The sequence below is a fragment of the Paenibacillus solisilvae genome, from assembly GCF_042656405.1.
In the GTDB taxonomy this organism is placed as follows: domain Bacteria; phylum Bacillota; class Bacilli; order Paenibacillales; family Paenibacillaceae; genus Paenibacillus_Z; species Paenibacillus_Z solisilvae.
Genome location: NZ_JBHSOW010000023.1, coordinates 1 through 25236, shown reverse-complemented (window position 1 = coordinate 25236; position 25236 = coordinate 1). Strand labels below are relative to the sequence as shown.

At 46.5% G+C, this 25236-nt stretch carries 22 protein-coding genes and 1 pseudogene; 5 read left to right on the top strand and 18 right to left on the bottom strand.

What is annotated here, in order from left to right; genetic code table 11:
• Nucleotides 1-23: 23 nt before the first annotated feature.
• The 3 genes from ACFPYJ_RS06455 to ACFPYJ_RS06445 form a co-directional block, all read right to left on the bottom strand.
• Nucleotides 24-785 (bottom strand): carbohydrate ABC transporter permease, encoded by a 762-nt coding sequence (locus ACFPYJ_RS06455; RefSeq protein ID WP_379187265.1) that lies wholly within the window; start codon nucleotides 783-785, stop codon nucleotides 24-26.
• 110 nt (nucleotides 786-895) lie between these two features.
• On the bottom strand, nucleotides 896-1843 hold the full coding sequence (locus ACFPYJ_RS06450) for a carbohydrate ABC transporter permease (RefSeq protein WP_379187249.1): 948 nt from the start codon (nucleotides 1841-1843) through the stop codon (nucleotides 896-898).
• Nucleotides 1844-1918: 75 nt separating this feature from the next.
• The gene (locus tag ACFPYJ_RS06445) at nucleotides 1919-3196 is read right to left on the bottom strand and encodes an ABC transporter substrate-binding protein (RefSeq protein WP_379187248.1); all 1278 of its coding nucleotides are present in this window, start codon (nucleotides 3194-3196) and stop codon (nucleotides 1919-1921) included.
• 663 nt (nucleotides 3197-3859) lie between these two features.
• Between ACFPYJ_RS06445 and ACFPYJ_RS06440 the strand changes: the two genes are divergently transcribed.
• Nucleotides 3860-5074, top strand: coding sequence for an ROK family transcriptional regulator (locus tag ACFPYJ_RS06440; protein WP_379187247.1), 1215 nt, complete (start codon nucleotides 3860-3862; stop codon nucleotides 5072-5074).
• Nucleotides 5075-5423: 349 nt separating this feature from the next.
• Here the strand turns inward: ACFPYJ_RS06440 and ACFPYJ_RS06435 are convergent, their stop codons facing one another.
• The 3 genes from ACFPYJ_RS06435 to ACFPYJ_RS06425 form a co-directional block, all read right to left on the bottom strand.
• The gene (locus ACFPYJ_RS06435) at nucleotides 5424-7100 is read right to left on the bottom strand and encodes an outer membrane protein assembly factor BamB family protein (RefSeq protein ID WP_379187246.1); all 1677 of its coding nucleotides are present in this window, start codon (nucleotides 7098-7100) and stop codon (nucleotides 5424-5426) included.
• 248 nt (nucleotides 7101-7348) lie between these two features.
• Nucleotides 7349-8827, bottom strand: coding sequence for an Lsa family ABC-F type ribosomal protection protein (locus ACFPYJ_RS06430; protein WP_379187245.1), 1479 nt, complete (start codon nucleotides 8825-8827; stop codon nucleotides 7349-7351).
• A 319-nt stretch (nucleotides 8828-9146) separates the two neighbouring features.
• The gene (locus ACFPYJ_RS06425) at nucleotides 9147-10262 is read right to left on the bottom strand and encodes a UDP-N-acetylmuramoyl-tripeptide--D-alanyl-D-alanine ligase (protein WP_379187244.1); all 1116 of its coding nucleotides are present in this window, start codon (nucleotides 10260-10262) and stop codon (nucleotides 9147-9149) included.
• Between the two features lie 174 nt (nucleotides 10263-10436).
• Here ACFPYJ_RS06425 and ACFPYJ_RS06420 point away from each other — a divergent pair, with 174 nt between their 5' ends.
• The 3 genes from ACFPYJ_RS06420 (at nucleotide 10437) to ACFPYJ_RS06410 (ending at nucleotide 13589) form a co-directional block, all read left to right on the top strand.
• A complete protein-coding gene (locus ACFPYJ_RS06420; protein WP_379187243.1) occupies nucleotides 10437-11579 on the top strand; it encodes an aminotransferase class I/II-fold pyridoxal phosphate-dependent enzyme in 1143 nt (380 codons plus the stop codon).
• Entirely contained in the window at nucleotides 11576-12520 is a 945-nt protein-coding gene (locus ACFPYJ_RS06415) for a 2-hydroxyacid dehydrogenase (protein WP_379187242.1), read from the top strand. Before ACFPYJ_RS06420 ends, ACFPYJ_RS06415 begins: the two co-directional genes overlap by 4 nt.
• Before the next feature lie 316 nt (nucleotides 12521-12836).
• Nucleotides 12837-13589, top strand: coding sequence for a phytanoyl-CoA dioxygenase family protein (locus ACFPYJ_RS06410; RefSeq protein WP_379187241.1), 753 nt, complete (start codon nucleotides 12837-12839; stop codon nucleotides 13587-13589).
• 75 nt (nucleotides 13590-13664) lie between these two features.
• Here the strand turns inward: ACFPYJ_RS06410 and ACFPYJ_RS06405 are convergent, their stop codons facing one another.
• From ACFPYJ_RS06405 to ACFPYJ_RS06360, 10 genes and pseudogenes are all read right to left on the bottom strand, one after another.
• Nucleotides 13665-13931, bottom strand: coding sequence for an ATP-binding cassette domain-containing protein (locus ACFPYJ_RS06405; RefSeq protein WP_379187264.1), 267 nt, complete (start codon nucleotides 13929-13931; stop codon nucleotides 13665-13667).
• Between the two features lie 123 nt (nucleotides 13932-14054).
• A complete protein-coding gene (locus tag ACFPYJ_RS06400; protein ID WP_379187240.1) occupies nucleotides 14055-14390 on the bottom strand; it encodes a hypothetical protein in 336 nt (111 codons plus the stop codon).
• Nucleotides 14391-14878: 488 nt separating this feature from the next.
• On the bottom strand, nucleotides 14879-15760 hold the full coding sequence (locus tag ACFPYJ_RS06395) for a TolB family protein (protein ID WP_379187239.1): 882 nt from the start codon (nucleotides 15758-15760) through the stop codon (nucleotides 14879-14881).
• Between the two features lie 35 nt (nucleotides 15761-15795).
• The gene (locus ACFPYJ_RS06390; RefSeq protein ID WP_379187238.1) at nucleotides 15796-16578 is read right to left on the bottom strand and encodes a sugar phosphate isomerase/epimerase family protein; all 783 of its coding nucleotides are present in this window, start codon (nucleotides 16576-16578) and stop codon (nucleotides 15796-15798) included.
• 76 nt (nucleotides 16579-16654) lie between these two features.
• Nucleotides 16655-16765: pseudogene (locus ACFPYJ_RS06385) on the bottom strand (carbohydrate ABC transporter permease); the annotation flags it as partial.
• Between the two features lie 678 nt (nucleotides 16766-17443).
• Nucleotides 17444-17680: a hypothetical protein gene (locus tag ACFPYJ_RS06380; protein WP_379187237.1), complete on the bottom strand. Its 237-nt coding sequence runs from the start codon at nucleotides 17678-17680 to the stop codon at nucleotides 17444-17446.
• Nucleotides 17673-18218 carry an RNA polymerase sigma factor gene (locus ACFPYJ_RS06375; RefSeq protein WP_379187236.1) on the bottom strand — a complete coding sequence of 182 codons (546 nt, stop codon included), beginning with the start codon at nucleotides 18216-18218 and terminating at the stop codon, nucleotides 17673-17675. The genes ACFPYJ_RS06380 and ACFPYJ_RS06375 overlap by 8 nt, the downstream gene beginning before the upstream one ends.
• Complete coding sequence (locus ACFPYJ_RS06370; protein ID WP_379187234.1) at nucleotides 18215-18925, bottom strand: hypothetical protein; 711 nt, start codon at nucleotides 18923-18925, stop codon at nucleotides 18215-18217. The genes ACFPYJ_RS06375 and ACFPYJ_RS06370 overlap by 4 nt, the downstream gene beginning before the upstream one ends.
• Before the next feature lie 248 nt (nucleotides 18926-19173).
• Nucleotides 19174-21087 (bottom strand): PAS domain S-box protein, encoded by a 1914-nt coding sequence (locus ACFPYJ_RS06365; protein WP_379187233.1) that lies wholly within the window; start codon nucleotides 21085-21087, stop codon nucleotides 19174-19176.
• Between the two features lie 204 nt (nucleotides 21088-21291).
• On the bottom strand, nucleotides 21292-21651 hold the full coding sequence (locus ACFPYJ_RS06360; protein WP_379187232.1) for a hypothetical protein: 360 nt from the start codon (nucleotides 21649-21651) through the stop codon (nucleotides 21292-21294).
• A gap of 274 nt (nucleotides 21652-21925) precedes the next feature.
• Between ACFPYJ_RS06360 and ACFPYJ_RS06355 the strand changes: the two genes are divergently transcribed.
• A complete protein-coding gene (locus ACFPYJ_RS06355) occupies nucleotides 21926-23965 on the top strand; it encodes a choice-of-anchor J domain-containing protein (RefSeq protein WP_379187230.1) in 2040 nt (679 codons plus the stop codon).
• Between the two features lie 106 nt (nucleotides 23966-24071).
• Here ACFPYJ_RS06355 and ACFPYJ_RS06350 read toward each other — a convergent pair whose 3' ends face one another.
• Both ACFPYJ_RS06350 and ACFPYJ_RS06345 read right to left on the bottom strand, forming a co-directional pair.
• On the bottom strand, nucleotides 24072-24650 hold the full coding sequence (locus ACFPYJ_RS06350; protein ID WP_379187229.1) for a class I SAM-dependent methyltransferase: 579 nt from the start codon (nucleotides 24648-24650) through the stop codon (nucleotides 24072-24074).
• Between the two features lie 82 nt (nucleotides 24651-24732).
• Nucleotides 24733-24945 (bottom strand): hypothetical protein, encoded by a 213-nt coding sequence (locus ACFPYJ_RS06345; protein WP_379187227.1) that lies wholly within the window; start codon nucleotides 24943-24945, stop codon nucleotides 24733-24735.
• Nucleotides 24946-25236: the final 291 nt, after the last annotated feature.

Sequence of the window (25236 nt, the reverse complement as noted above, 5' to 3'; positions counted from 1 at the left end):
GACCGCCGACCGGCAAAAGGCTATTATCCTTTGATACCGCTCATGGCAATCCCTTCAATAAAATAGCGCTGGAAGAATATAAAGATCAGGATAATAGGAATGGTTGCCATTACGGCCGCGGCCATCAGCAGGGGATAATCCGTCGCATGCTGTCCTTGAAACGTAGAAATCCCGATGGACAGCACCCGCATTTCATCCTGACTGGTCATGATCAGCGGCCATTGCAGGTCGTTCCAGGAGTTCAGAATCGTAAAGATAGCGAGCGATACAAGTGCCGACGTTGACAGCGGCAGATAGACTCTGCTGTAAATACCGAAATAACTGCAGCCATCAATCTTCGCTGCCTCCTCCAGCTCGCGGGGAAGCCCCATGAAGAACTGGCGGAGCAGGAAGGTGCCGAAAGCACTGAATATGCCTGGAATGATCAGCACGTAGAAGCTGTCCAGCCAGTTCAGATTGCGCATGATAACGAAGCTTGGAATCATGATGACCTGAGATGGGATCATGAGAACCGACAGCATGATAACGAAAATGACCGATTTGCCCGGGAATCTCATGCAGGCGAACGCATACGCAGCCAGAGAGCACAGTACGAGCTGGCCTGCGGTTCTTCCGGTCGTCATCAGAAAGGTATTGAGGTAATAGCGGCCGAAATTCACTTTATCCATGACGTTGGCGTAATTCTCGATATGCAATTTGACAGGAAACCAAACCGGAGGCACCTGCATGGATTCCGCGAACGACTTGACTGATGTGGAGATCATCCATAGAAAAGGGATGATCATGAATACCGCCCCGATAATAAGCACAAAATGTATGACCAAATTTCCGGAACGCCGGGTTTTGGCCTGAGCTTGAACAGCCGCTTGGGCCTGAGCCATATCGATCCCCTCCTCTATTGGTAATGAACCCATTTCTTCTGAAAATACATCTGGACAATGGTGAAGATCAGAATGACAAGGAACAGGATGAACGCTTCAGCCGATGCATAGCCCATGTTGAAATATTTGAACCCGTTCTCCCAGATATTATAGACAATCGTCCGCGTGGAATCGAGCATCGAATCGTTCTTGCCTACCAGAATAAAGATCAGATCGAATGCCTGAAACGAATTGATGAACGAAATGACGGTGACGAAGAAGAGACTGGGTCCGAGCAGCGGGATTGTAATACGGAAGAATTGATAAACCTTACCGGCTCCATCAAGCGAGGCCGCTTCATAGTAAGAGGCGGAGATGCCCTGCAGACCGGCAAGCAGGATAACGGCGCTGTAACCGACGCCGCTCCATACACTGATCATGATAATTGAGATCAAGGCGATCTTCTCATCGAACAGCCAGTTCGGCTGCGGAAGATGCAGGGAACCAAGTACATAGTTGATCAGTCCGTACTCCGAGTTGTACAGCCATTTCCAAACCATGCCGACGGCAATCGGCATCGTGATGACAGGGATGAAATAAATCGTCCGATATACGATCATGCCCCGTATCTGCGAATTGAGCAAGGCGGCGAGAACAATCGCAAAGGCACAAGTCAGCGGTACAGTCCCGATCGTATACAGCAGCGTATTCATCATCGCACGGAGGAACACCCCATCATGCGCTAGTGCCGTGAAATTGCCGATTCCGATAAATGTCGGCGCCGACAATCCATCCCACTGCGTGAAGGAAAGGAAGAACGATACGAGAGAAGGCGCAATATAGAAGATGCCAAGTCCTAGCACAACCGGTGCAATGAATAAATACGCCCACATGGCTTCGTGTAAAGCCAGTCTGGAGAATCCGCGCTTACGGCGAGTGATTTCCCGTTTGTAGCCCTTTGCCTGCGCGTTCAATTCCATCATATAATCGCCACCCTTCGGTTTGTGGAGAAACAGGCGAAAAGAGGGGTCTTTCCACCTGTCCGAAAGCAGTATTCATTATTTCTTTTCTTCGGCGAGAATCTTGTCCGTACCCTGGCCAGTGGCTTTCAACGCGTCTGCAAATGATTTCTTGCCGAGGAAAGCATCTTGGATCTCCTTGGTTTCAACCGCCTGCCACTCGGCTGTTTTCTCCGAAACGGGATAGGGCACTCCGAAAGCCAGGGAGTCAACGAATACCTTAAGGTTCAGGGAAGGAATCGACTTCAACCAACCTTCTTCCGTCCCTTTGTAGGCGGGGATACTGAAGCCGGAATCAGCAAGATTGGTATTTCCTTCTTTACCGGTCAGGACCTTGATGAGATCCCATGCTTCCAATTCATTCTTAGTGTTATTGTTGATGGTCCAGCTCAGACCGTGCACGATGGAAGCCTTTTGCTTGCCGGCGGGCAGCGTAGTAACTGCTAGCTTGTCGCCAAGCATCTCATGAAGCTGGGGAGCGTTAACGGACAGACCCGGGAACATCGCCGCTTTGCCGGATCCGAAGAGCTGAATAGCCTCTGTCTCCAACTGCTGCTGTTGGTTCGGCGAGTAACCGTTCTTCATGAAGCTGTCCATCCATTCAAAGGCGGATAGGGCTTCGGGTGTATCGAATCCGGATTTGGTTTTGTCGGGATTCAGCACATAACCGCCTGCCTGGGAGATAAAGTTGTAGTAACCGGTTTGATTGGCGGCATTTGCGATAAAGCCGTAAATGCCGTTCGCTTTATCCGTCAGCTTAGGAGCGTTCTCGGTGATGGTGTCCCATGTCCAGTTTTCATCGGGATATTTGACCCCTGCTTTGTCGAAGATTTCTTTGTTGTAATAGAGGCCTACGGAATCAAGGAAATAGGGAATGCCATACAGATCGCTATTGTACGTGTATAAATCTACCAGAGCAGGCGTATAGACGGAGGTATCGAAATTGTCTTTATCGATCAATGGCTTCAGGTCTTTGACAAGGCCGGCGGAAGCATAGGCATAAATGTTCGGGCCGTTCATCCAGAAGACATCGGGGCCGCCCTTGCCGGCTAGGCTTGTTTTCAGCTTCGTCCAATAATCATCCCATGGAGTATACGTCACTTTTACGTCGACATTTGGATGGTCTTTCTTATAGAGGGCGATCGTCTTGTCGATAAAGCCTTTGGCATTCTCATCCCACAGCGCGACGTTAAGCGTCTTTTTGCCCCCTGATCCACCTGAGTCACCTGAACTGCCAGAGCCGTTACCGCTGCAAGCAGCAAGAATGGACCCTACCATCACAAGCATGACCAATAAAGAGATTGCTTTCTTACTCATCTGACTACCTCCGATAAATTAGAATTTTTGGTAACCATGATCCACCCCTACATCTGATTAAGAAAATGTTGCTGCACCTGATATGCGCCGAATTTTCACCTCCCTAAAAGATTAAAACCATAACTTTATCCGTTCACTGGAGAAAGTGAGCGTCAGGATAAATAGAGAGCGGGTATTTCAATTGATCGTAGAAGAAGGCTGCTCATTTATAAGCAATTGTAATATTCAGATAATAGCGAAAATGGTAAGGTGTTGTCATGTTGTGCCAAACGGAATTCTATCGTCGCATCATTGATTGGATTATATGCGAATCCAAAAGTTCATGTCAATATAGTTAACATAAAAATCTTTCAATCTTCTATTTTTAAGAAATTTATTGTAGATTAGTTAACATATTATTGACGAATATCTATCATAATGGCATACTGGATTCAAATTGCTAAAAAACACATGTTACTCCAATGATTGGATTATGTATTTATTTATATAAGCATAATGAAGCGCTTACAAAATATCTTATCGACAACCTCCTCTATTGTCAATATTTTGAATTGAAGCGACGTTTCATTTTGCTATTGCCGATATTCTTAACTATCGGCTACTATTGGCAGTACCAGCATTACGGCATTTCACTATCCATTCTTGTGTCGGAGGTTACGGCCATTGAAGAAAATCCGAACGGGCGATTTAAAACTGATTCAGGAATTGAATCGCTTCATCATCCTGAATATGATCCGGGAGTATGGCCCGATCTCAAAAAGCGAGATTGCCAAACGTAATAAGATCAGCCCGACTACCGTTGCTTCGGCAGTACAGGAGCTGATCAAGGAAGGCTTCGTGAACGAGATCGGCGTCGGCGTTTCTAACGGAGGAAGAAAACCGATTCTCCTCACCTTCTCGCCCGACAATCATTTTATGATATGCGCTTCGATTGCAAACTCGCAGATTGAGGTTGCCAAGATGAATCTGGCTTTGAAAATCATCGAAAAACAAACCATGCCATGCCGGGAGCTTAAAGGCGACATGGTGATCTCGACACTGCTTGAGATGATTGACCGGATGATCGCGAACATCCCGGATATGCAAAATTGCATCGGTCTTTCCGTCGTGACTCCGGGCATTGTCGACAAGAATACCGGAGTCATTCACTATAACGCAAAATTGAATCTAATAAACGTTCATCTTAAATCCTCATTGGAGGAACGTTACGGACTCAAGATCTGGGTGGAGAATGATACGAATGCCACGGTGCTCGCGGAGAAAAAGACAGGCAAGTATGGAGGAGCCCATGACCTGTTGTATGTAACCATCGGTGATGGTGTCGGTGCCGGTATTATTCTAAACGATACTTTGCTTAGCGGAGAGCGGGGCGGCGCCGGGGAATTCGGGCATACCAGCGTGGACCGGAGCGGAATCCGATGCGAGTGCGGTAATGTCGGCTGCCTTGAGAATTATGTGAGCTGGCCCGCTGTATATTGGCGGATCGTGACGTCGATATCAAGAGGAAGGGCAACGTCAATGATAGAGATGGCAGGCGGCGACCGCAATGCCATTACCCCTGTCATCTTCAATCAGGCGCTTGACGCCAAGGATCCTCTGGCAGCCGATATCGCCGACGAGATCACGGGTTATCTAGGTGCCGGTATCGTTAATCTTGTTAACTTGCTCAACCCCGAGGTGATCATCATTGGCGGTGAGTTGATCGAAAATTCCGGTGTCCTGTTCGAGAAGCTCAAAGCCTATGTATCGAAGCACGCGCTGTATACGCTGTCGGATAAGCTTCAAATCTACACCTCTTCCCTAGGCAAGGAAGCCGAGCTTATTGCTGCTGCCTCCGTTCTTCTGCAGGATACGTTTCATTTTTCACTTGCACAGTAGAACAGTAGACAAGGAAGACTGCCAAGGGATCGCAAATTTATGGCTCCATTTCAAGTTTCCTGTAAATTTTGTTTGTTCATTGCTGCATCTCTCCTCCGATAAGATTTATTCCTATAAGCAAACGCCCTTCACGCTGCGTGAACAGCATGAAGGGCGCTTTGACAGTTCAAATATTCCGCTCCGGGAGCAAATGATACACCGGCTCGAAAAATATCCTTCTTCAACAGCATCTTCCTTTCGCCTCGGTTGCTCTAAGATTATCGTCCATCTTTTAGTTTTGCAGATGTTAAAATTGAGACCATCCTCTTGATTCCAGCCATTTTCCTTTCGATCAGTTAAGACATATCCGCTATACAATCTTCAGGCAATAAATAATGCCGCCTCTAGCTGCAACTACAATTTTGTCATTATAAACAGCCGGTGATGCTTCAATATTTGAACCTAGGCGGATGGTGTGCAGAACTTTCCCGGTTTTCCCGTCGAGCAGATGAATATTTCCAGCGGAATCCGCTTGAATGATATAGGACTTACCCGATTTATCATATACATCCACGGGAGAAGACCACGCATAGTTAGGCATCTCCCATCTCCAAACCTCTTTGCCCGTCGCTTTATCAATGGCTACCATGAGACCCGCATTTAAACTCTTGTACCTCGCAATCGTGAAAATCATCCAATCACTTATCTCCCCTTTTCCTTTGATAGGTGTGGCGAGTATGCCTCCATTGACGGGATGATCCCCTTTGATCGTAAGAGCCGGATATTTCAGCTGCCAGACGGACTTCCCTGTTAAACCATCGATTTTACGAATAATTGCATTTCCTTTACTGCCTTGTTTATCGACTTCAGTTCCCGTATAAAGATAGGGCTTATCCTCTTCGATATCCAGCACAAGTGATGCATCCGTGTCATCCGTGTGCGGCAGCGCCCAAACAGGCTCCATGGCAAGCAAATCCACGCATTGAACCGCCCCCATATTGTCACTGAAATACACCAGATTCTTATAGACCGCAACTGAGTTTTCAATGCCGTTGTATGGATTTCCTTTCTTGCCATTAATGATGTATTTGTATTTGACAGCTTGCGGTTTAATGGCGATTGAAGAGCTGCCCGCATCAAAGCTTGTGTTCAGCTTTAATTGATAGAACAACCCGTTCTCGCCTCCAACGACCAAAGTGTCCGCCTCCCTGTTGAACAATGCCGAGGAGTCGAAGGCACCCCATTTGCGATAGGCAAATTCCTCTATGCCTGGTTCATAATAAAGTCTGGTCCCATCAATTAGGCTGTATAGGCCAAAGCCAATCCTCTTCTTCTCTGGGATCCCTTCACCGACATACAGCAGCGGGTAACCTCTCGCATCTACAGAAACACTCCCTTTGATGGGGTTTCCGATTCGGATCGGGTCCCTGCTCTCCTTCCCACTGTCCAAATCGAAGAAATACACGTTCCCGTCCAAAGAAGCGTAAATCGTCTCCACAAATCCTTTCTTTAGAGCGAATTCTTCTTTCAAATTCATGACTTTTTGAATCGCAGCCTCCCATCTGACGATGGCAGGTTGTCCCGTCCAGCCAGCTCCTCCACCCCATGAGCTGCTGCTGGTGCGAAATGACCAGACCTTTTCAATTCGTTTATGTACGATGGTTCTCGCTCCATAAGCTGGTGCATCCCTCAGGTTATTTCCCCTGAAGGTAAGAACACCTTCGATTTCCGTATAACGCTCAGGGAATACTTGCGGAAGTTTCGTTCCTTTTGTTTGGAAGTCGATGTTGGTTGTCTGTTTGAGTGGTTGTAATGCGGACCAATTGTTCTCTATAGGTTGAATGGGATGAGGCTCACTATTTTTCTTGTCAAGCATGGCAAGAGGCGGCTTGGAGACCGCAGATATGGTGGAATCGGGCGTTTTAGTGTTAGCTGCGGTGATGCGGGTTTGTGCAGGCTGCTTATCCCGATCAATGCGGCGTTCTCCTCCATAACAAGCAATTGCCGATAGCAGGCAAATGATCAACATACTCTTGTGTTTCGTCACTTTTTCACCCTCCCCTGCTTAAGTTTATTCAGGGCTCTATGCAAATAGAGATCGTTAGCAGGGTGAAATTGGTTTAAGATTCAGATGAAAATATATGAAAGTTCTTTTTATGAGCGTGGATCCAGCATTTCATCACTTCCTTCTAAGCACGATCGATCTTATTATAAAAAAATGACCGGAAGATTTAATCTTCCGGCCATTTTCTAAAACCATGTTGTAGATTGCGTCCTATCAATTACGAAACAACATTAAAGTTCAATGATCTTTGTAGCAACATTTTTGCAAAATTCACTGTCATGCTCCACAAAAAGAATGGTTGGTGAGTATTCAAGCAGCAGCTCTTCAATTTGCATGCGAGAAATAATATCAATAAAATTAAGCGGTTCATCCCAAATAAGCAAATGAACTTTCTCACAAAGACTTTTTGCAATCAGCACTTTCTTCTTCTGGCCGCCGCTAAAAGCTGAAATATCCTTTTCAAATTGAACTCTGGAAAAATCAAGTTTTCTTAAAATAGATTTAAAAAGGCTTTCATCAATCCCATGGTTTCTAGCGTAGTCCGTTAAACTGCCCTGTAGATGCGAGGTGTCCTGTGAAACATAGGATATTTTAAGCTGACTTCCCTTTCTGAAAGTACCGGTATAGTTTATACGCTCACCGCAAATAAGTTTGATAATACTTGATTTTCCGGAGCCGTTTTTACCTGAAAGCGCAATTCGCTCACCTTGCTCAATAGTAAAACTTATATCTGTGCAAACCATCTTCTCACCGTAATAAATCGAAACATGGTCAAGTTCAGCAAGTTGGTTTTTATGAAAAGCAAGCTGCGAAATCTTTAAGCTGTCAGTGTCTTCAATATTTTTAAGGAGCTTAGACCTCTCATCAATAGCAGATTGCTGTCTTTGTTCAATTCCTTTAGAGCGTTTCATCATTTTAGCAGCCTTATGACCAATATACCCTTTATCTACCTTGGAACCGGAATTTCTTGTACCATTTTTAGTTTTCTCCACTTCGTGCGACCAGTTGCTCGTTCGTTTAGCAGAATCCGACAAGCGTTTAATGTCTTTCCTTAGCTTTTCGTTCTCTGCAAGCTCGAAGTGATCTTGCCGCTTCTTATTTTCCCACCAGTCGGAGAAATTGCCTTTTTGAATTTCTACATTGGTCTTATTGATTGAAAGGATGTGATCAACGCAGTTATCCAGAAATGATCTGTCGTGAGACACCAGAATAAATCCGCTTTTGGTATTAAGATAATCACTGACAAGTTTTCTAGCATTCATGTCAAGATGATTGGTCGGTTCATCAATTAATAGAAAACTATTTTCCTTAAGAAACAATGCAGCCAACAACACTTTCGTTTGCTCTCCGCTCGACAATGAATCAAAGGGCCGATATAAAACATCCTCAGAAACCTTAAGCATTGAAAGTTCACGCATTAATTCCCAGTGAAGATAGTCTGGATAAATGTCGTTGATTACATCAAGGGTATGAATTCCCTTGTTTTCGACATGGAAAGGGAAATATTCAAAACTGACATTAGCAGAAACATTTCCGCTATATTCATATTTACCTAGCAACAAGCCCAGAAATGTTGTCTTACCTCTACCGTTTCTTCCCGTAAATCCTAATTTCCAATCGGTATCGATTTGAAAACTTACGTTTTCAAATATGTTATCGTAACTGCCATCATAGGCAAACGTCAGGTTTGTAACATTTATTAATGACATGAAATGATCCTCCTGTATAAAAATATAAAAGCTACAAGAAAGTTACTTTCTTGTAGCTCAAATAAATACAGCAAATCCAGCCCGTTATAGAGTTAGATAAGGATATATCGATTGAGTTGAAAAGATGTAGTAACCTTCTTGCATATAAAAAATAAAACATGCGAAAAATACCGCTTTTATTGTTTTATTATTTTTATTAGCAAGAAAAATTACATTATACTTTTCAACTCCAATCATTAAATTATACGTATCATAACATGCTCATTTTTCAATTTCAACTTCTCCGCTCGGACCCAAGTGGTTTGATAGGGACGATCGGTTATTTTTGGGACAACTTTCTTTTCCCCGATAAGCTTCGTTTCAGAAAGGCTACGGTCTGCTCCAATTTCAGAAGATGGGTCCCTTTAATAAGTATGGTGGTGTCGGGTTTTACAATCGCGGTCAACGCTCTATGCAGCTGCGGCTTCGATTGAAAGCGGCGGATACGCTCACGCGGGAACCCGGCTTCTATAGCTCCCCGAGCAATATTGCGGGATTGTTTTCCTATGGCAAATAAGTAAGTTAATTTCTTTCCGGCAGCATATTTGCCTACATCTCTATGGCCTTTTACGGCGTACTTCCCTAAATCCTTCATATACCCGATTACCGCAACCTTGTGCTTACGGCCGATCGCGGCAAGGATATCAAGAGCGGCTTTGGTCGCGTTCGGATTAGAGCTGAATGTATCATCGATTACAGTAATCCGTCTGGGCAGCTCCGTTCGGACCAATCTCCGGTAAGGTATCGGATATTTCTTTAAGCCCCGCTTGATTTCTTGTGGGGAAAAGCCCAATTGATGCGTAACGGCAATAGCATTTAAGGCATTGTAAACATTATGGGTCCCGAGACACGGAATGAAAAAGTCGATCTCTTCTCCATTGAGCTTAACCCGGAAAGAGACGCCGCGTCGTGTTGGTTTGACATTATTGGCCCTGTATTTAGCTTTGTTCTTAATACCGACTTTGATTAGGGTCCCCTTAAATCCTTTGGTGGATAATAGCCTGGAATTATGATCATCCGCGTTAAGGATTAGAATCCCGGCTGGTCTCATATATGCAATCAGCTCCGACTTGGCGCGGGCGATGCCTTTGATCGAATTTCCCACATTGCCGATATGTGCCGTTCCGACATTGGTAATAACACTGATGGTTGGGGTGATGATGCTGCAATGTTTCTTAATGTCGCCTTTGCGGAGCATTCCGAACTCCAGCACAACAGCCCGATGATGACCTTTGATTCGTTTGAGATTGCGGCGGGTAGCTATGGGAGTGTTCCAATTCGAACGGGATTTGATAAAGCGCCATCGTTGCTTCAATATGGAGGCAATCATTTCTTTTGTTGTCGTTTTTCCTGCGCTGCCTGTTAAAGCTATGACAGGTCTGCTGCGCTTCGACATGGCTCCAGCCTCCTCTATCTCATCCTTTGATCATTCAATTTATGCTCGGATCAAGTGGATGGAATGGGCAGGGACCTATGTCGGATCGCGGTTTTCAGGTACATACACACATGGGTTGGATTATTCATATCTATGTAGCAGATCTTGCAATATTTTAATATAAGGAGATTTCGGATGAGCAGGATAGAACGATTGTCCAATCTTACCAAGTATGAGTCGATCGGCATGAGCCGGATGTTCAACGTCGCCGATGGTCATGCCCATCAACCGCAAACCCCGACGCAACAGCTCATTATCGACAGATTGCCTGAGCTGTACAGTCAAGCTGAAGCTGCCCGTCAGTCCGACCTGGAGAGCGAGTTTCGCCATCTTTTCTATTCCATAGCGGGACAGCATTCCGCTGTTAACCATCCACGGGCGTTGTTTTGTTATTCCGCTTCATTAGCGACGGATTTGATTGCAACCTATTTGTCTTCCCGTCAGCTTTCCGCTGCTCTGCTGCACCCTTGCTTCGATAATCTGGCAACGATTCTTATGAGACGAAATGTCCAATTGGTTCCCGTTCATGAACAGGAGCTAGGACTCGATTGCCTAGACGAGACCATCGCAGGGCTAACGACGGATGCCGTGTTCCTCACGCTTCCGAATAATCCGACAGGCTTCGAATTGTCACGGGAAGAATGGGAGCGGCTCGTCATTCTATGCGTGAAATATAACAAAATACTGATCCTGGATTGCACGTTCCGCTTTTTCTCCAGAATCCCGTTCTGGGATCAATACGAGCTGCTTGAGACTTCTGGCGTCCGTTATTTGGCTGTGGAGGATACGGGGAAAACCTGGCCGACCCAAGACTTGAAATGCAGCATCCTCGCAATGAGCAAGGATCTGCATGAGGAGGTTCTCGAGCTTCATAACGATATCCTGCTGAATGTGTCGCCCTTTATTCTCAAGCTGCTTATTGAATATCTGAAGGATACGGAGCGGGAAGGACTGCAAAACGCCATATGGGACCCTATCGACCGGAACCGTGGTACTCTGAGGAAAACCATACAATCATCTTGTCTGGCAGCGAACAATCCCGATTCCACCATCAGTGTCGAATGGTTGCGAATTCTGGATCCAGGTATTCGAAGCATGGATATGATCAAACATCTGCATGATCTTGGGATAGGCATACTGCCTGGAGATCATTTCTATTGGTGTGATATGAAGAAAGGCGAGGGGTATGTCCGGTTCGCTCTTGCGAGAAGTCCTGAGATGTACGCGCAAGCCTGCACACTCTTGAAACCTGCGCTCAGCAGGATGAACCGGGTATGAGAATCGTTTATTTGGATGAACCGACCTATTTGCCGGATTCATTTGTGCGCGAGATTGGAAAATTAGGAAAGTTTACTGTTTATTATGATCGACCGGATGAAGAAACGGCCGTGCGCCGATTATCGGATGCCGATATTGCCATCGTGGAATGGACGCCTCTTCGTGCTGGGGCATTAAAGCGGCTTCGGCATCTTAAGTGTATCTGTTTGGTCATGACATCCTTTGATTTGATCGATACAGCAGCCGCAGGATCAGCCGGAATTCCCGTGTCGAACTGCCCGGGTTATTCCACGCAATCGGTGGCCGAGCATGTTTTCGCGCTGATGCTGGCCGTTAACCGCGGCATTATCAAGGCGGATGCGCTTGTCAGACAGGGGAATAACCATATTTATGGTCCTTTTCTGGGCAATGAACTGGCCGGATGTACGTTCGGAATCGTCGGTACAGGACGTATCGGCCGAGCCGCGGCGCGGATTGCCGAAGGCTTCGGGATGAAGGTTATTGGTGCGAACCGCTCGGGCGATCCCGTTCCGGGAGTAGAGATCATGGATATCGGCCGGGTGTTGAGAGAGAGCGATATCGTTTCGCTGCATGTGCCGGCCAACTCCTCGACGAAGGGTTTGCTGACATCCGGGCTTCTGGCTTCGATGAAACCGGAGGCTTTATTGATCAATACTTGTAGAGCCAGTTTGATTGATGAAGAGGCCTTATATTCCCTTCTCCGGGAGAAAAGAATTGCCGGAGCGGGCCTTGACGATGTATCGCAGGTTCACGGTAATCCTTTGTATACGCTGGATAACGTTGTATTGACCCCCGGGACAGCGTGGTATACCAACACCGCACGGGAATCCAATATGACGGAATTGCTCGGCAACATTCACGACTTCATCAAAGGCATGCCCCGAAACATTGTGAATGCCGACTTTCTCGCCGGAGTATGACATCATCGATAGGTTGAATCTCTGCTATCTCCCAACCGCCAAGGTCCCGTCGATATTATATGAAAATAAACGCTAACCCTTCGACCATAGTCGGTTTGGCGTTTTTTCTTACTTTAAGCCGAATAGTCCGGCCAATTGACCAAGGGCTCTCTTACTCTGGTCAATTGGATTTGTTTTTGTTTCACTTTTCCATATACTTCCTAGAATCCATAAAAAAATAGCAATATATTGTGTGTATTCAGCAATCAGGACTCTATTTAATAATCCGCCACAACCTATAATGGAAGTTGACAGTCTATCTTAAGGAGGCAGGCAAATGAAGGATCAGTTGACACAGCAGGTCGATGCATTCATGCGGGATGGCTTTTATGTGATCAAGGGAGCACTCAATCAAGACCACGTCAGACGATTGATCGATGCGGTCGTGGAGATATCCGAAGATGTGCAAACCAGGGAGATCTCGGATATTATCGACAAGCACGAGATTTTCCACCCATTACTGGTTCACTCCCCGGTTTTCGAGTTGATCCAAGCTTTGATGGGACCGAAGGTTCAAATGGAAAGCGTAAATGCCACGCGAGTGAAGCCGGGTAAAGGCATGCCGGTCGGTTGGCATATAGATTCTCATCCGTATCCTGATCCGCTTCCGCCTTTGTGGTATTTTCCAATATCCGTCAACTGCGCTTACTATCTGGATAAAATCACGCCGGACAAAGGGCCGCTTGTCGTTGTACCCGGCACTCACCTTTCCAGAAAGAACCCTCCTAATGGAGTGGATAATCTGCCCGGTCAAGTGGACGTCATGGCCGAGGCCGGGGACGCTGTCCTATTCCACGGGGCACTCTGGCATGCTGCAAAGCCAAATGTGCATCCGACGGATGAACGAAGAGCGCTTTACTTTAATTACATTCAATCCTTCTGCAAGCAGAGAGCCGGCAACTTTATTGGTGAACGGTCAAACCAACTACGGGAATCGGGCCCCTTCTATAAGCAGCAGCTGCTCGGCAAATTTGACGGTTGGCATGAAATTCCCCGGGATGCTGAAGTAAAGCCGCAGGGGGCGCGATAATATTGCATGGACTACTGATGGAGCAATTTTTGATTGATCAAGCAGCATAGCAATAAATCCGCTTTCGCTTGGTTCTTAACGGCAACGGCAGTCAAGGCCATTAATCAATGTCCTTTCCGCAACGGTTAAATTCTTACATAGGTTCACTTCCTGGTAGACCGTGCAGATGCCGAGGCTTTGCGCTTCCTGCGGCGACTTCGGAAAGATTACGGCGCCGTTCAACCGAACTTCGCCCGTATCCCGGCTATAAACCCCTGTCAGCGCCTTGATCAGCGTAGACTTGCCTGCGCCGTTCTCGCCCATTAGCGCGTGAATTTCGCCTTTTCGAAGGCCGGGAAGTATTTAGAAAAATATGAGTTCTTTTTTAAGCATTTCGGACATTTCTAAGAAAGCAAACTAAAGACCCGTAAGATGGCCGCTTCTTTCGCGTGTCCGATCTTACGGGTCATCGTTGTAGTTTATGGATTATTTTTTGGAACGTTTCTTGGAAGATGTTCTAGTACGCTTCCCGCGTTTCACGCTCGAAACCATGACATTTTTCTCTGTATGCGTGTAACAGTGCTTATAGACAGGACAACAATGATGCTGCTTCACCGTTTCAATATTCTGGATGACATTCACAAGCTGCGGATGGTAGTAGTTCTCGAATTGTGTAATTGGAGGATCATAGATCGTCTGGGTTGGACAATCGGGACAAAAGTCAGCGCCGCTCATGCCACCTACATTGCCCATATTTCCCATATTTCCCATATTTCCCATATTGCCCATGTGGCCCATATAATTGTAATTATTACGGTTCATATTTATTCTCTCCTTCCTGTTTTGAATACACCTCATTGTATTCACAGGGAGGCAATGCGGCCTGTACGCTTGACATGGAAGGCGATGGCCCCCAATGTTTCTGCGGTATTGAGGGCGAGAGAATTGCCGTGTGTACCTTCCTTTAGCCATGATAAGGCAAGATCTATTTTATGAAATGGGTTTCATAATTGAATAAAAATTTTATGATACTTTTATCCTTCAATTTGGCCTTTAGAAATCAACTTGGAAACGCTTACAAGGACAATGTTACTCCCAAATTCTGGACCTGTCAATCCAACTATTTTTACATTTCCATATCCTATTAGGTCTTGGTTTATGAGATTAGCCGTTATCTTGGCCAAAGATGGGTTCCACTATGAAGCCAGAAAGTACGACCTGAAATAAAATCCAGATCATCTGGCTCCACACGGTCACCACAAATGCGAAGGTTTTCTATCCCAATTATGCGCACAGAGATATTTGGCGCTCTATTCCTTCAGCTTGTAGCTAACAAAAGCCAGCTTCCTGCTGTCGGGAGACCAAGAATTGACGTTAATAGTGCCCTGTCCGCCAAACAGCTTGACCAACGTACGAAACTCTCCGCCAGAGCTTGATAGTAAGCGAATTTCTACATTTTTGTTTGCGGGATGGTCGCCAGGAGTGACCTCACCCTTGCGATAACTAATATAAGCCACCAATTCTCCGTCAGGGGACACATGCGGGAACCAGTTGTTACTCTCATCGAATGTTATCTGCGTTTGTTCACTGGCATCGGCATTCATACGCCACACCTGCATAAGGCCTGTTCGCACCGAGTTGAACCAAATGTGCTTGCCGTCCGGTGAATATTCGGGGCCGTCATTCAGTCCGGTTGTATCCGTTAACTGTGTTTCTATGCCGCCGTTTACAGGGATGGTGTAGATGTCGTACTCGCCGTTTCGCTCTGCGCAATAAGCTAGCGTGTTTCCGTCCGGTGACCAACCGTGCAAATAGCTGGGGGCCATTGGCGTGATGAGGACCGGATGGCCGCCCTGCAGGGGGAAAATATAGATACGAGACTGGCCATCCTCGTAGGTATGATGGCTTACCGCAACGTGGGAGTTATCGGGTGAAAGCACATGGTCATTATTGCATTGGATCGCATAACCCGATTCGATGGCTGTGCTCTCCCCCGTTGTGAGGTCAAAAGTGTAAAGACGGCCCAAGCTGTTATATACGAGATGCTTGCCGTTGCGGGTCCAATTGGGCGCCTCAATCAGAAAATCGAATTCGGCCAGGACGCTGCGTTCGCCGCTATAAACATCCACCGTTTCCAGTATACTGGTCACATTTCTTCCTTCTGCCTTGCGGGGCTCTATCAATGTATTCATCGTTTAATCTCCCTTAGTTTTATTTACTCCCGATCCTATTCTTGATGAGTCGCCAACCTAACGGCTTGTCGAATGGTCAGCAAATCACGCTCGACTTCTAGGTATTCATCGGCCCCGCCGCGGAATTCCATAGACCAGCATCCCCGATACCCGGCTTGACGCAACAGCTGTACTTTTTGAAGCAGCTCAGATCCTGTAAAATCCACAAATGCCCGATCAAACTGGGCATGGATCGTGAATGGCGCTGCGATCTCGTCACCGATTTCCTTGTCCGTGAGCCAACGGTTGACATTGAGTATAATCCCGAAACCGGGCGCAGAAATTTCATTAGAAATCCGCTTCAGATTTAGAGGAGACTGGGCAGCTTGCTGATGCGTCTGCGGGCCAACCCGAAAACCATGATCATTGGCAAACTGCGCATATTCCCGGTATCGGTTGACGCAAAATTCAACCTGCTCATCGGTCATTTCTACCGAGTTTACCCCCATATCGATCCGCAGAGTTTGAACTGCCCACCGGCGCGCAATTTCAAGGTATAGGAGCGCCTTTTGATGGTTACGTTCACGGACGGCGGGATCGTCATGCCAGACGTCGGCACCATCCACTGCGAGGTTCGCGACAGTCAATCCTTCCTCAACCAAAGTAGCCTTGACGCTCTGGATATAGTCATCCTCAGTGGAGAGAAGCATTCCGTTCCAAATATCTGCGTGACGGAGTCGATAGCGGTACTTTATGCTCTCCAAATAGCCAAACAAGCTCATTTTCCCCGAATTGAACAGCGCATGGAATGACCACGATCCAATTGAAAAGTCTGACATCGATTTCCCCCTAGAAATGTGGTTAGCGGCCCTTACTGGCAGCATTTAATAGGCATCGGTTTTTCCTTTGAAAGGGCGGCAAAATAAGCGACCATATGGAATCAATCAATCCGGTATTCCTCACCACCATATACGTAGGAATTAAACCGGCGCTGAAGAGAATGGTCACAACAAAGAACCATGAGAAAATACCGTAAACACGCGTTAATTTTAGGCAGGGAGAACCCGCCTAAAAACCCCTTTTGAGCACGCGTTTATTTCGGGATAAAAAATTTTGATCCTTCTGCACGAGTCTCTGACAACCAGACTGCAATCAACGTCTGTGGACAAATGCTTCAACATACCGTTGAAATCGCTGTAATTGTAATCTTGAATTACGTTCATGACTTTGTCTCGCGTTTCAGCCGGACGTTCAAATCATTATTGATAACCCTGTTGAGCGTAATTCCGGATACCCCGGCTATCCGGGCTATCTCCTCACTTTTGATCTTTGAGTTTTTCGGTGATGTCAAAGATGTCTAAACTTTCGTAAACGCGCGTTTATGTACTCATCATACATAGCGTATTAAAGCGCTGTCAATCCTTTATTTGCAAAAAAATAAATAAAAATTATTGAACGGGTCTGATAATTTTGTTCACCTACGAAGAGTATCAGCAAACTTCCGATTACATCCGAAAGACCGCAGGGTATGTCGGATGAACAAAACTTTTAAATGACAAAAATGGGCTGTCCAATAAGTAGATTTTTTCTACTTAAAGGGCAGCCCACTTTACATGGAGGAACCTCAATTTTTGAAAAAATTCTCCGAAAATCCCGATTGTTTTTTATCTGACGAAAGACACTTTTCACTTCAATCGTTCGGCTTTACCTATAGATGAAAGCGAATTTCGGAACGACATTCGAGGCTTTGAAAGAAAACCCGTCAACCAGCTGCTGCCACCAGTCATAGCCCAAATCCTCTTCAACGACGAAGATGCGCTCGTAGATTTCTTCCTCTTTCTCAGGTGACAAACGGGCATACTCTGCCCAGTCTGCAAGAAGTTGATCTAATCGTCGGTCCGTATCGACAGTCAGCAAATTGACGGCTTTATCGTTACCCATTGGTCTTCCTCCTTCCTGCCGCGGCCTCGGTCTCCAGCAGTCCAAGCTGTCTGGCGAGCAGCCCTCGGGCTTGCGACAGTTTATAACGTACCGTTCCGGCAGGCATGCCCAGCGCATCGCCGATCTGATTGCTGTTCATCCCGCCTACGACTTTCATTATCAGTATGCACCTGAACTCCTCCGGAAGGCCGCCGATGGCAGATTCCAGCTCGCTAAATTGCTCACGGGAGGCCAACAGCGTTGACAGGTCTCCTGACGGGGGTCCATGTTGCCGGCCTCGAATCTGTTCCTCCGCCTGCTTCCGGTTTCCGGAATTCCGGTAATGGTCCTTCACCCGGTTGGAAGCGATGGAAAATATCCAATACAAACGCTGCTCATCGGGAATCCGTTCGACCGCTTCCATCCGGTTCCAAATCCGAAGGAAAACGTCGTGAAGCAGATCCGCGGCCGTATCCTTGCTGCTTGTGCGTCCCAGCAGATAAGCGTATACCTGCTTGGAGCAGCCGGTGTACAATTCATGGAATAAGTCCTGCTTCATGGTTGGCTTTGAATCGCCTCATGATCTTTACCGATGATCGATCCCAGTTTTACGACGGCAAGATATTGGAGCAGCGGAACCAGCTCTTTCGGAGCCTTCAGCTCGCCAATCACGACTAATTCTGACACTTTCTGTTTAAGCAAGGCAGCATCGACATCCGAATCGAATTCAAACGACCCGACAAGAACCATCGCCAACTTGTCGTCGATGAAATCAAAGAACGCCTTCGAGAACGTATCCTCGCCGACGAACAGCCTCGGCGTTTCTGAATTATAGTACGCGACTTGGCCGGTCATTCGCGTGACTGCGGCGGCCAAATCGCTTTCTGCTTTTTTGGGAGCAATTAATTGGCCGGCCACGATGACTTCTTTGAAGCCAACTGTTTCGATCGTGGAAGTGATGATAATTTGACCGGTGATGACAAGAATATCTTCTGGTGAACCCAAGCGGTTCGCAAATACTTCGCCGTTTACCGTAAGCTGTCCGCTCAGCAGCTTGATTTTGCCGGTTGTCGGCGGGAGCGTAACCGTCAATCCAACGTTTTTCTGAGGGATTTTCATTAATGCGCCGGTCAATGATTCGGGCGCCAGAATAAGACCGACATTTTGAATGAGCGAAACCGCCCCCAGATCTTCAGGTTTCATTTCGATTAAATCAAGCACACCCAAGTTCTCGATCGTTGTCCCGTTCACTTGAAGCTCTTCCATTGTAACTCCTCCATTTCAATATTGAATTTCCATACATGAAGGAAAACGCTCCAACTCGGAAAGTGTTGGGGCCTGGAGGCGATTTCGCAAAAATAATTTCTGTATAGTACCTGTTATTCTGAACAGCCTCTCCTCCTGCCACCATTAACCGACTGACAGCAATAAAAGAACAGGCTGCCCACCGTCAGCCTGCTCTATGTGTAAGTGGATGACTTTGACTCTCGACATCAACCGCTCCTATACATTTTTCAAGTCGAACGATTGAACGCCAGGTACTTCTCGATAATATCCGATACGGCATCCATCTGGATAGGCTTGCTTATATATTCGTCCATGCCCGCCGATAAGTATCTCTCCCTGTCACTCTTGAGCGCATGTGCCGTTACAGCCACGATATAAGGGATTTTCATCGATGACAACGATTCTTTGATTATCTGCGTTGCCTGGATGCCATCCATTAAAGGCATTTGAATGTCCATGAAAATAATATCATAAGGATGCCGTTTAATCGCCTCTATCGCCTCCGCTCCGTTCAAGACGGCAGTTGAATTGTATCCGAGCTTCTTGACCATTTTTTTGAGTACCATCTGGTTAACTTCATTGTCTTCCGCGATTAATATTCTTAACTGGTTGTCCTTCAGATTTTCATCCATTTCCACGATTTGGCCGGAATCGGGATTATCCATCATTCGGAATTGCGCCGTGAAGATGAAAGTCGAACCCGGCTGCTCCCCATTGTGTTCATGCCAAATGTCCCCATCCATCAGATGAACGAGCTTTTTGCATATCGCTAATCCTAATCCGGTACCTTCGAACTTGCGCGTCATGAAATGGTCTACTTGGTAGAATGGATCGAATAAATGGACGACCTCATTCGCGGAGACGCCCAAGCCGGTATCCTGAATCGCGAAACGAAGCGTTATTTTCTGCTCCTGGAGCGAATCGACCTGGACAGAAATCGAGACGGCTCCGTTGGGGGTAAACTTTATCGCATTGCTTAGCAGGTTCATGAGAACTTGCCTTATTTTCGTCACGTCACCAATAATCATGTTCGGCACGTTGGAAGTGACGGAGGTCGTAAGTTCAAGGTTTTTCTCAAGCGCCTTGGGCAAAATCACATTAAGCGTATCAGACAGCGTGGTCCTAATGCTGAAGGGATCTTCCACGATCTCAGACTTACCCGACTCGATCTTGGAGAAATCGAGGATGTCGTTGATAATCGCAAGAAGCGTTGCCCCGCTCTTCTTGATGATCTGGACGTATTCGTGCTGCTCCGCATCCAGGTTCGTTTGCAGAATCAGCTCAGTCATGCCGATAACGCCGTTCATAGGCGTCCGGATTTCGTGGCTCATCATGGCTAGAAAATCGCTCTTTGCTTTATTCGTTTTCTCCGCGGCTTCTTTCTCGATGCTAAGCTTCTTCTGTTCCGTCATATCTTTAGCAATCAAGTAGAAACCAACGTTCTGACCGTGAATAATAATCGGAGCGATCGTCGCCAGCACTTCGACCTTGTGGCCGTCTTTATGGCGGATGTTGTTAAGATCGTTTTCGACGGACGAGTAATCCTCCAAGGCTGTCAGCACATGATGCAAATTAATCTCGCCGATCAATTTGGCGATATTCGTTCCAATCAATTCCGAGATCTTATACCCGGTAACGCGTTCCGCCATTACATTGCCATTGATGACTGTGCCGTCCAAGCTAAAGGAGACAATCGCATCATGGTTGTATTTCTTTAAAGATGTATACCGTTCAATGCTCTCCTGCAGCTTTCGCTCCGTCGATTTGCTTTCCGTAATGTCCAGCACCTGCGATATATAATATAGCGGTCTACCGTCTTCCTCGTCTCGTACTAGGGAAACATGCAGTGAGGTCCAGATTGGACTGCCGTTCTTATGCATGAATTGTTTCTCAATTTCGAAGATTAGGTTAACACCATCTAATAATTCCTGCTGAAATCTCTCGTTGATGGCAGCATCGTCCGAGTAGATGAAGTCCGCTGCCGACAGGCGCAATAATTCCTCTTCCGTGTAGCCGAAGATCGCGCATACGGATGGATTCACGCATATCCATTTTCCTTCGATCGAAACGACTGCAATTCCGATGGGAGCGTGTTTGAATACGTGTTCGAAAACCGTTTGTTGACCGACAACGTCCTGCATGATACATACCTCCTGAATGAGCCCTAATTCCTGTTACCTTAGGCGTTGGATTCCCAGTCGATCGAATGAATTCCCTTAACTATTTAAACAACAAATTGAATAACGAAACAGCTTTCAAATAAAGAGAAAGAAGCCCTCCCCATTGGCCTGGGAAGAGCTTCATTACACTGCTGCTCGGCAGCACCAACTTCTAGCTTGCATCCACTAATAGCTCGGATTATACCGCTGCTTGTGCTCCAGCTCGAATCGCTCTTTCAGGGAATCGTTGCTGGCCTGTGTGGAAAGACGAATCTCTCCGTATTCATGCATAAGATTTCGGATTGCATCCAAATCCCCGTTATCGGCAGATTGGCCGACCAGATTCAGAACCGATGCCGTTAAAGCCTCGCTTGCGTTCTGAAAACTGGAGTCTACACCGGACGTCATCCGATAGTCCTCATAATAACGTTTGAATCGTTCAATTAACGTTTCTTCCATTCCATCAGTCTCCCCTATCGCCGCCATTCCGGCAGGCGGCGCGTATCCGGCTGATTCCGTTGAACCATCCATTTCCATTCGGTCCATGAAGCCACTCCCTCCTTCCATCGTCTTGTTCAGATCACTTGTTATAAGGTGTGCAAGCAGAGTTGTAATTATGTGCCAATAACATGCTGTAAAACTTGCTTTTACCTCTAGAACGTCGAATGAAGCACATGAAATGGGACTTTTTAACCCCTGAATAGAAGCACTTACCAAAAATGTTGAATCTAGATATATTTATACGATGGAGGGCAAGCCTGTTTTCAAAATTGGAATGGTTTTCTGCTTGACGACATCATTCAAAGGAGGAATATCTTTCATGAAGAACCGAAAAGCACTTGGAATCGCTTTATCGATTTTCTTAGCAGGAAGCATTCTCGTCCCTTCGAACGTCATGGCCAAACCGGTCAGCTTCAACGCGAACCCGTCCGTGCAGGACATCGGCACGAAGCTCCGCTCTGAATCGCTCGCCGATATCCATGCACAGGGCAGGCTTGATCTGACCGGCAGTGAAACAGGCAGCGGCGAGACTTCAGCAAGCGGCGCCAGCTTAACCCAATCGGATGTCGGTGTCGTGAAGAAATGGTTGACGCACAATGATTACACCGGTCAATACGGATTGACCGACTTCACCTTGCGAGACATCGGGACTTACGGCGAAGTTTGGGTTGCCAATGACCTTAATTACCCCGAAGGAGATCCGCGCAACTCCATGGTATCGATTACCGACGATCAGGTCCACTATTTGCTGAATCAATTCGATAACCGGATGTACGAGAAGGAAGTAGAATTTTTCGGCCCTCCTGGGGAACGCAAAGGCGAGAACGGTTATAACGGCTGGTATCAAGAAGACAGCGGACGCACCGTCATTCTAATCGATAATATTAAAGACCAAAGCTATTACGATCCCGATTACCCCAGCTACATAGCAGGTTATTTCTCCCCGGCGATCAGCGATTTTGTTGACCGTAACGTCATGACTGTCGACTGTTTCGACTGGCTGAACCGCACCGGTCCGAACGCGAAGCAGCCATTCCTATACGAAGGCACTTTCGCGCATGAGTTTCAACATTTGCTGCACCATGATACGGATTCCTCCGAAGAAAACTTCATTAACGAAGGGTTGTCCGATTTTGCCCAATACCTTGTCGGTTACGGTCATTCTCAGGACCATGTCGATTTCTTCATGAATCATCTTCGCAACTCCCTGACTTTATGGGGCGACCAGACGGATCTGCAAATTCTCGGTGATTATGGCAACGCCTACTTGTTCCAACTGTATCTATATGAACAATACGGTGAAGCTTTTATTCAGGAAGAGTTCAAAAATCAAAAGCAAGGTATCTCCAGCATCAACGATACGCTCACCAAACTCGGCGCAGGCAAAACATTCGCAGATGTATACGCCGACTACATGACAGCCATCATGCTTGACGGCAAATATAAGGGCAACGACAATCTCTTCAAGTTCAGTTCCATCGACCTTGCTCCGAATGTGGACGGCTCTATCATGGCCGATAACATCTCTCCGGCATGGGGGACGGACTATAAAGTGATCAAGCCTGACATAAAAATTGACCATCTTTATTTTAAAGGACTCGATTTCCTTGGCATGAACTGGACGACCGCTCAAGACCCCGAACGCGGAACCGTTCTTTGGGGCAACCAAGGGGATCAGGCCGATAATTTTCTGATCAAAGAGCTTAATTTGACGAATCAAACAGACGCATCCCTATCCTTCGATACCAAATATACGATCGAGGAACAGTGGGACTTCGGTGTGGTTCAAGTATCTACGGATAACGGCAAAAATTGGACTTCACTAGCGAACGCCGATACCCGCAGTGACCTCGTCGACGGAGGCTACCCGAAGATTAAGACGAATCTGCCAGGATTCACTGGGGATTCCGGAGGGTGGAAGACGGAAACGTTCGATCTGCGCCCGTATGCCGGGCAGAGAATACTGCTCGGATTCCGCTACATGACGGACTGGGGCTTCAATGAATCCGGATGGTACTTATCGAACCTGCAATTGAACGGCAATACGATCGATCCGATGACCTCCACCTCCGGCTTCTTGAGTCTGGAGCAAGCGACTCGCGAATTTATCGATTACCAAATCGAATTCATCGGATTCAAGAAAGGTCAAGCCAGTGGCCAGGATAACCATCTTGACGTCATCAGGTTCCCCGATTTGATCAATATGTCGGAACAAAACCAGATTGACCTTCGCGACATGATTCATAACTCGAAATATGACCATATCGTCATGATGACCACCTATGCAGCGCCGGAAGGGAAGAACGGCAGCGTGACTTATGACTACGATGTCGTTATGAAATCCAACAAGAAAAAGTAAATTCTTCATACATCTAATGAAAGGTGAGGAATCTTTCAGTCGGATTCAGACCTCAACAATTTCCAAAGCCACATGCAAGTAAATACTCGCATGTGGCTGGTATCGGTTATAGACGGCTTTTCCAAGCAAGCAGGGCATCAATAGGCGGATGATCACTTCCAAACGATTCTACGAAAGCGTGATTGCTTGCATCGTGGAAGTCTTTGAAAATCAGCACTTCATAACCCAAATCCGTGAAATCTTCGGGCTCCCAACCGCAGTAATGCGTTTGATGCACATCCCCGTTCAATCCGTAATGATCGACGGATTGTGGAAAAAAACCTCTAGGCGTAAAGACGATGACTTTATCGCGAGCTAGCAGCTCCGCTTTTTTTAAGATGAGTTGTCCAACATCTTTGGTGAAATGCTCGATCGAATCGACCAAGGTAACCGCAGCGAACGTTTTGGGCAAAAACAACAGATCGATGTCATAGGCATTCGCATGAATAGGCAGTATATGAGCGGATTTAAATACCCGATTCTCTAAAAAAGGACGGTGGACATCAAGCGCGACAATAAAGCTGCAAGCGAATTTCTCAAGAAGAACGCCGATTCCGCTACCGATGTCAAGAACGGTTTCCGCAGATTCGAGAAGCCGGTTCACTGAAAACATAAAGTCCTTGTCGAAGGTTTCGTAAACAATCATTCTCCACCACCCTTTGCACTCCATTTATCACTTTCTGTGTCATAAATAGCATTTGGAGACCTATGACACCTCCCTTTTTCAATTAATGACAAAAATGCAGTATCAGCTGGTGGTGGCGTGTCTGGTGGTCAATAGCGGCATTTCCACTAAAAGTCACTCTTAATACGCCAGCGGCTCCTGTAACATTAAGTCCGACAACCCCAATCGCAGTTGGCGTATCAGGAAGCAGCGCGTTTTCAATTGATCCACCGAAGCTAGCATTTTGGGAAGTTCGTGTGTCAAGAAATTTTGACATTAGATCACCTCCTATTGATAGCATATTCAGAACTTGTCCCTGGGAGTGTGGACTAGTTCCCCGTCAATCATTCTAACTTTTGATTTTATTTGATTATCGTGATCATCGGTAATCGGACGGATTTAACTCCAAAATCGGTTATTCCCTCTTTGAGGCATTCATACCGCTTTAGCTGAAGGTCTTCAGCCATACGCAATAGAAAAAGCTGTCGGGACGAGATTAATGGTATTATCCCCTTCAAGTAGACACTCAGAAAAAAAACCTTATGGTACCATAAGGAATGAGTGAACT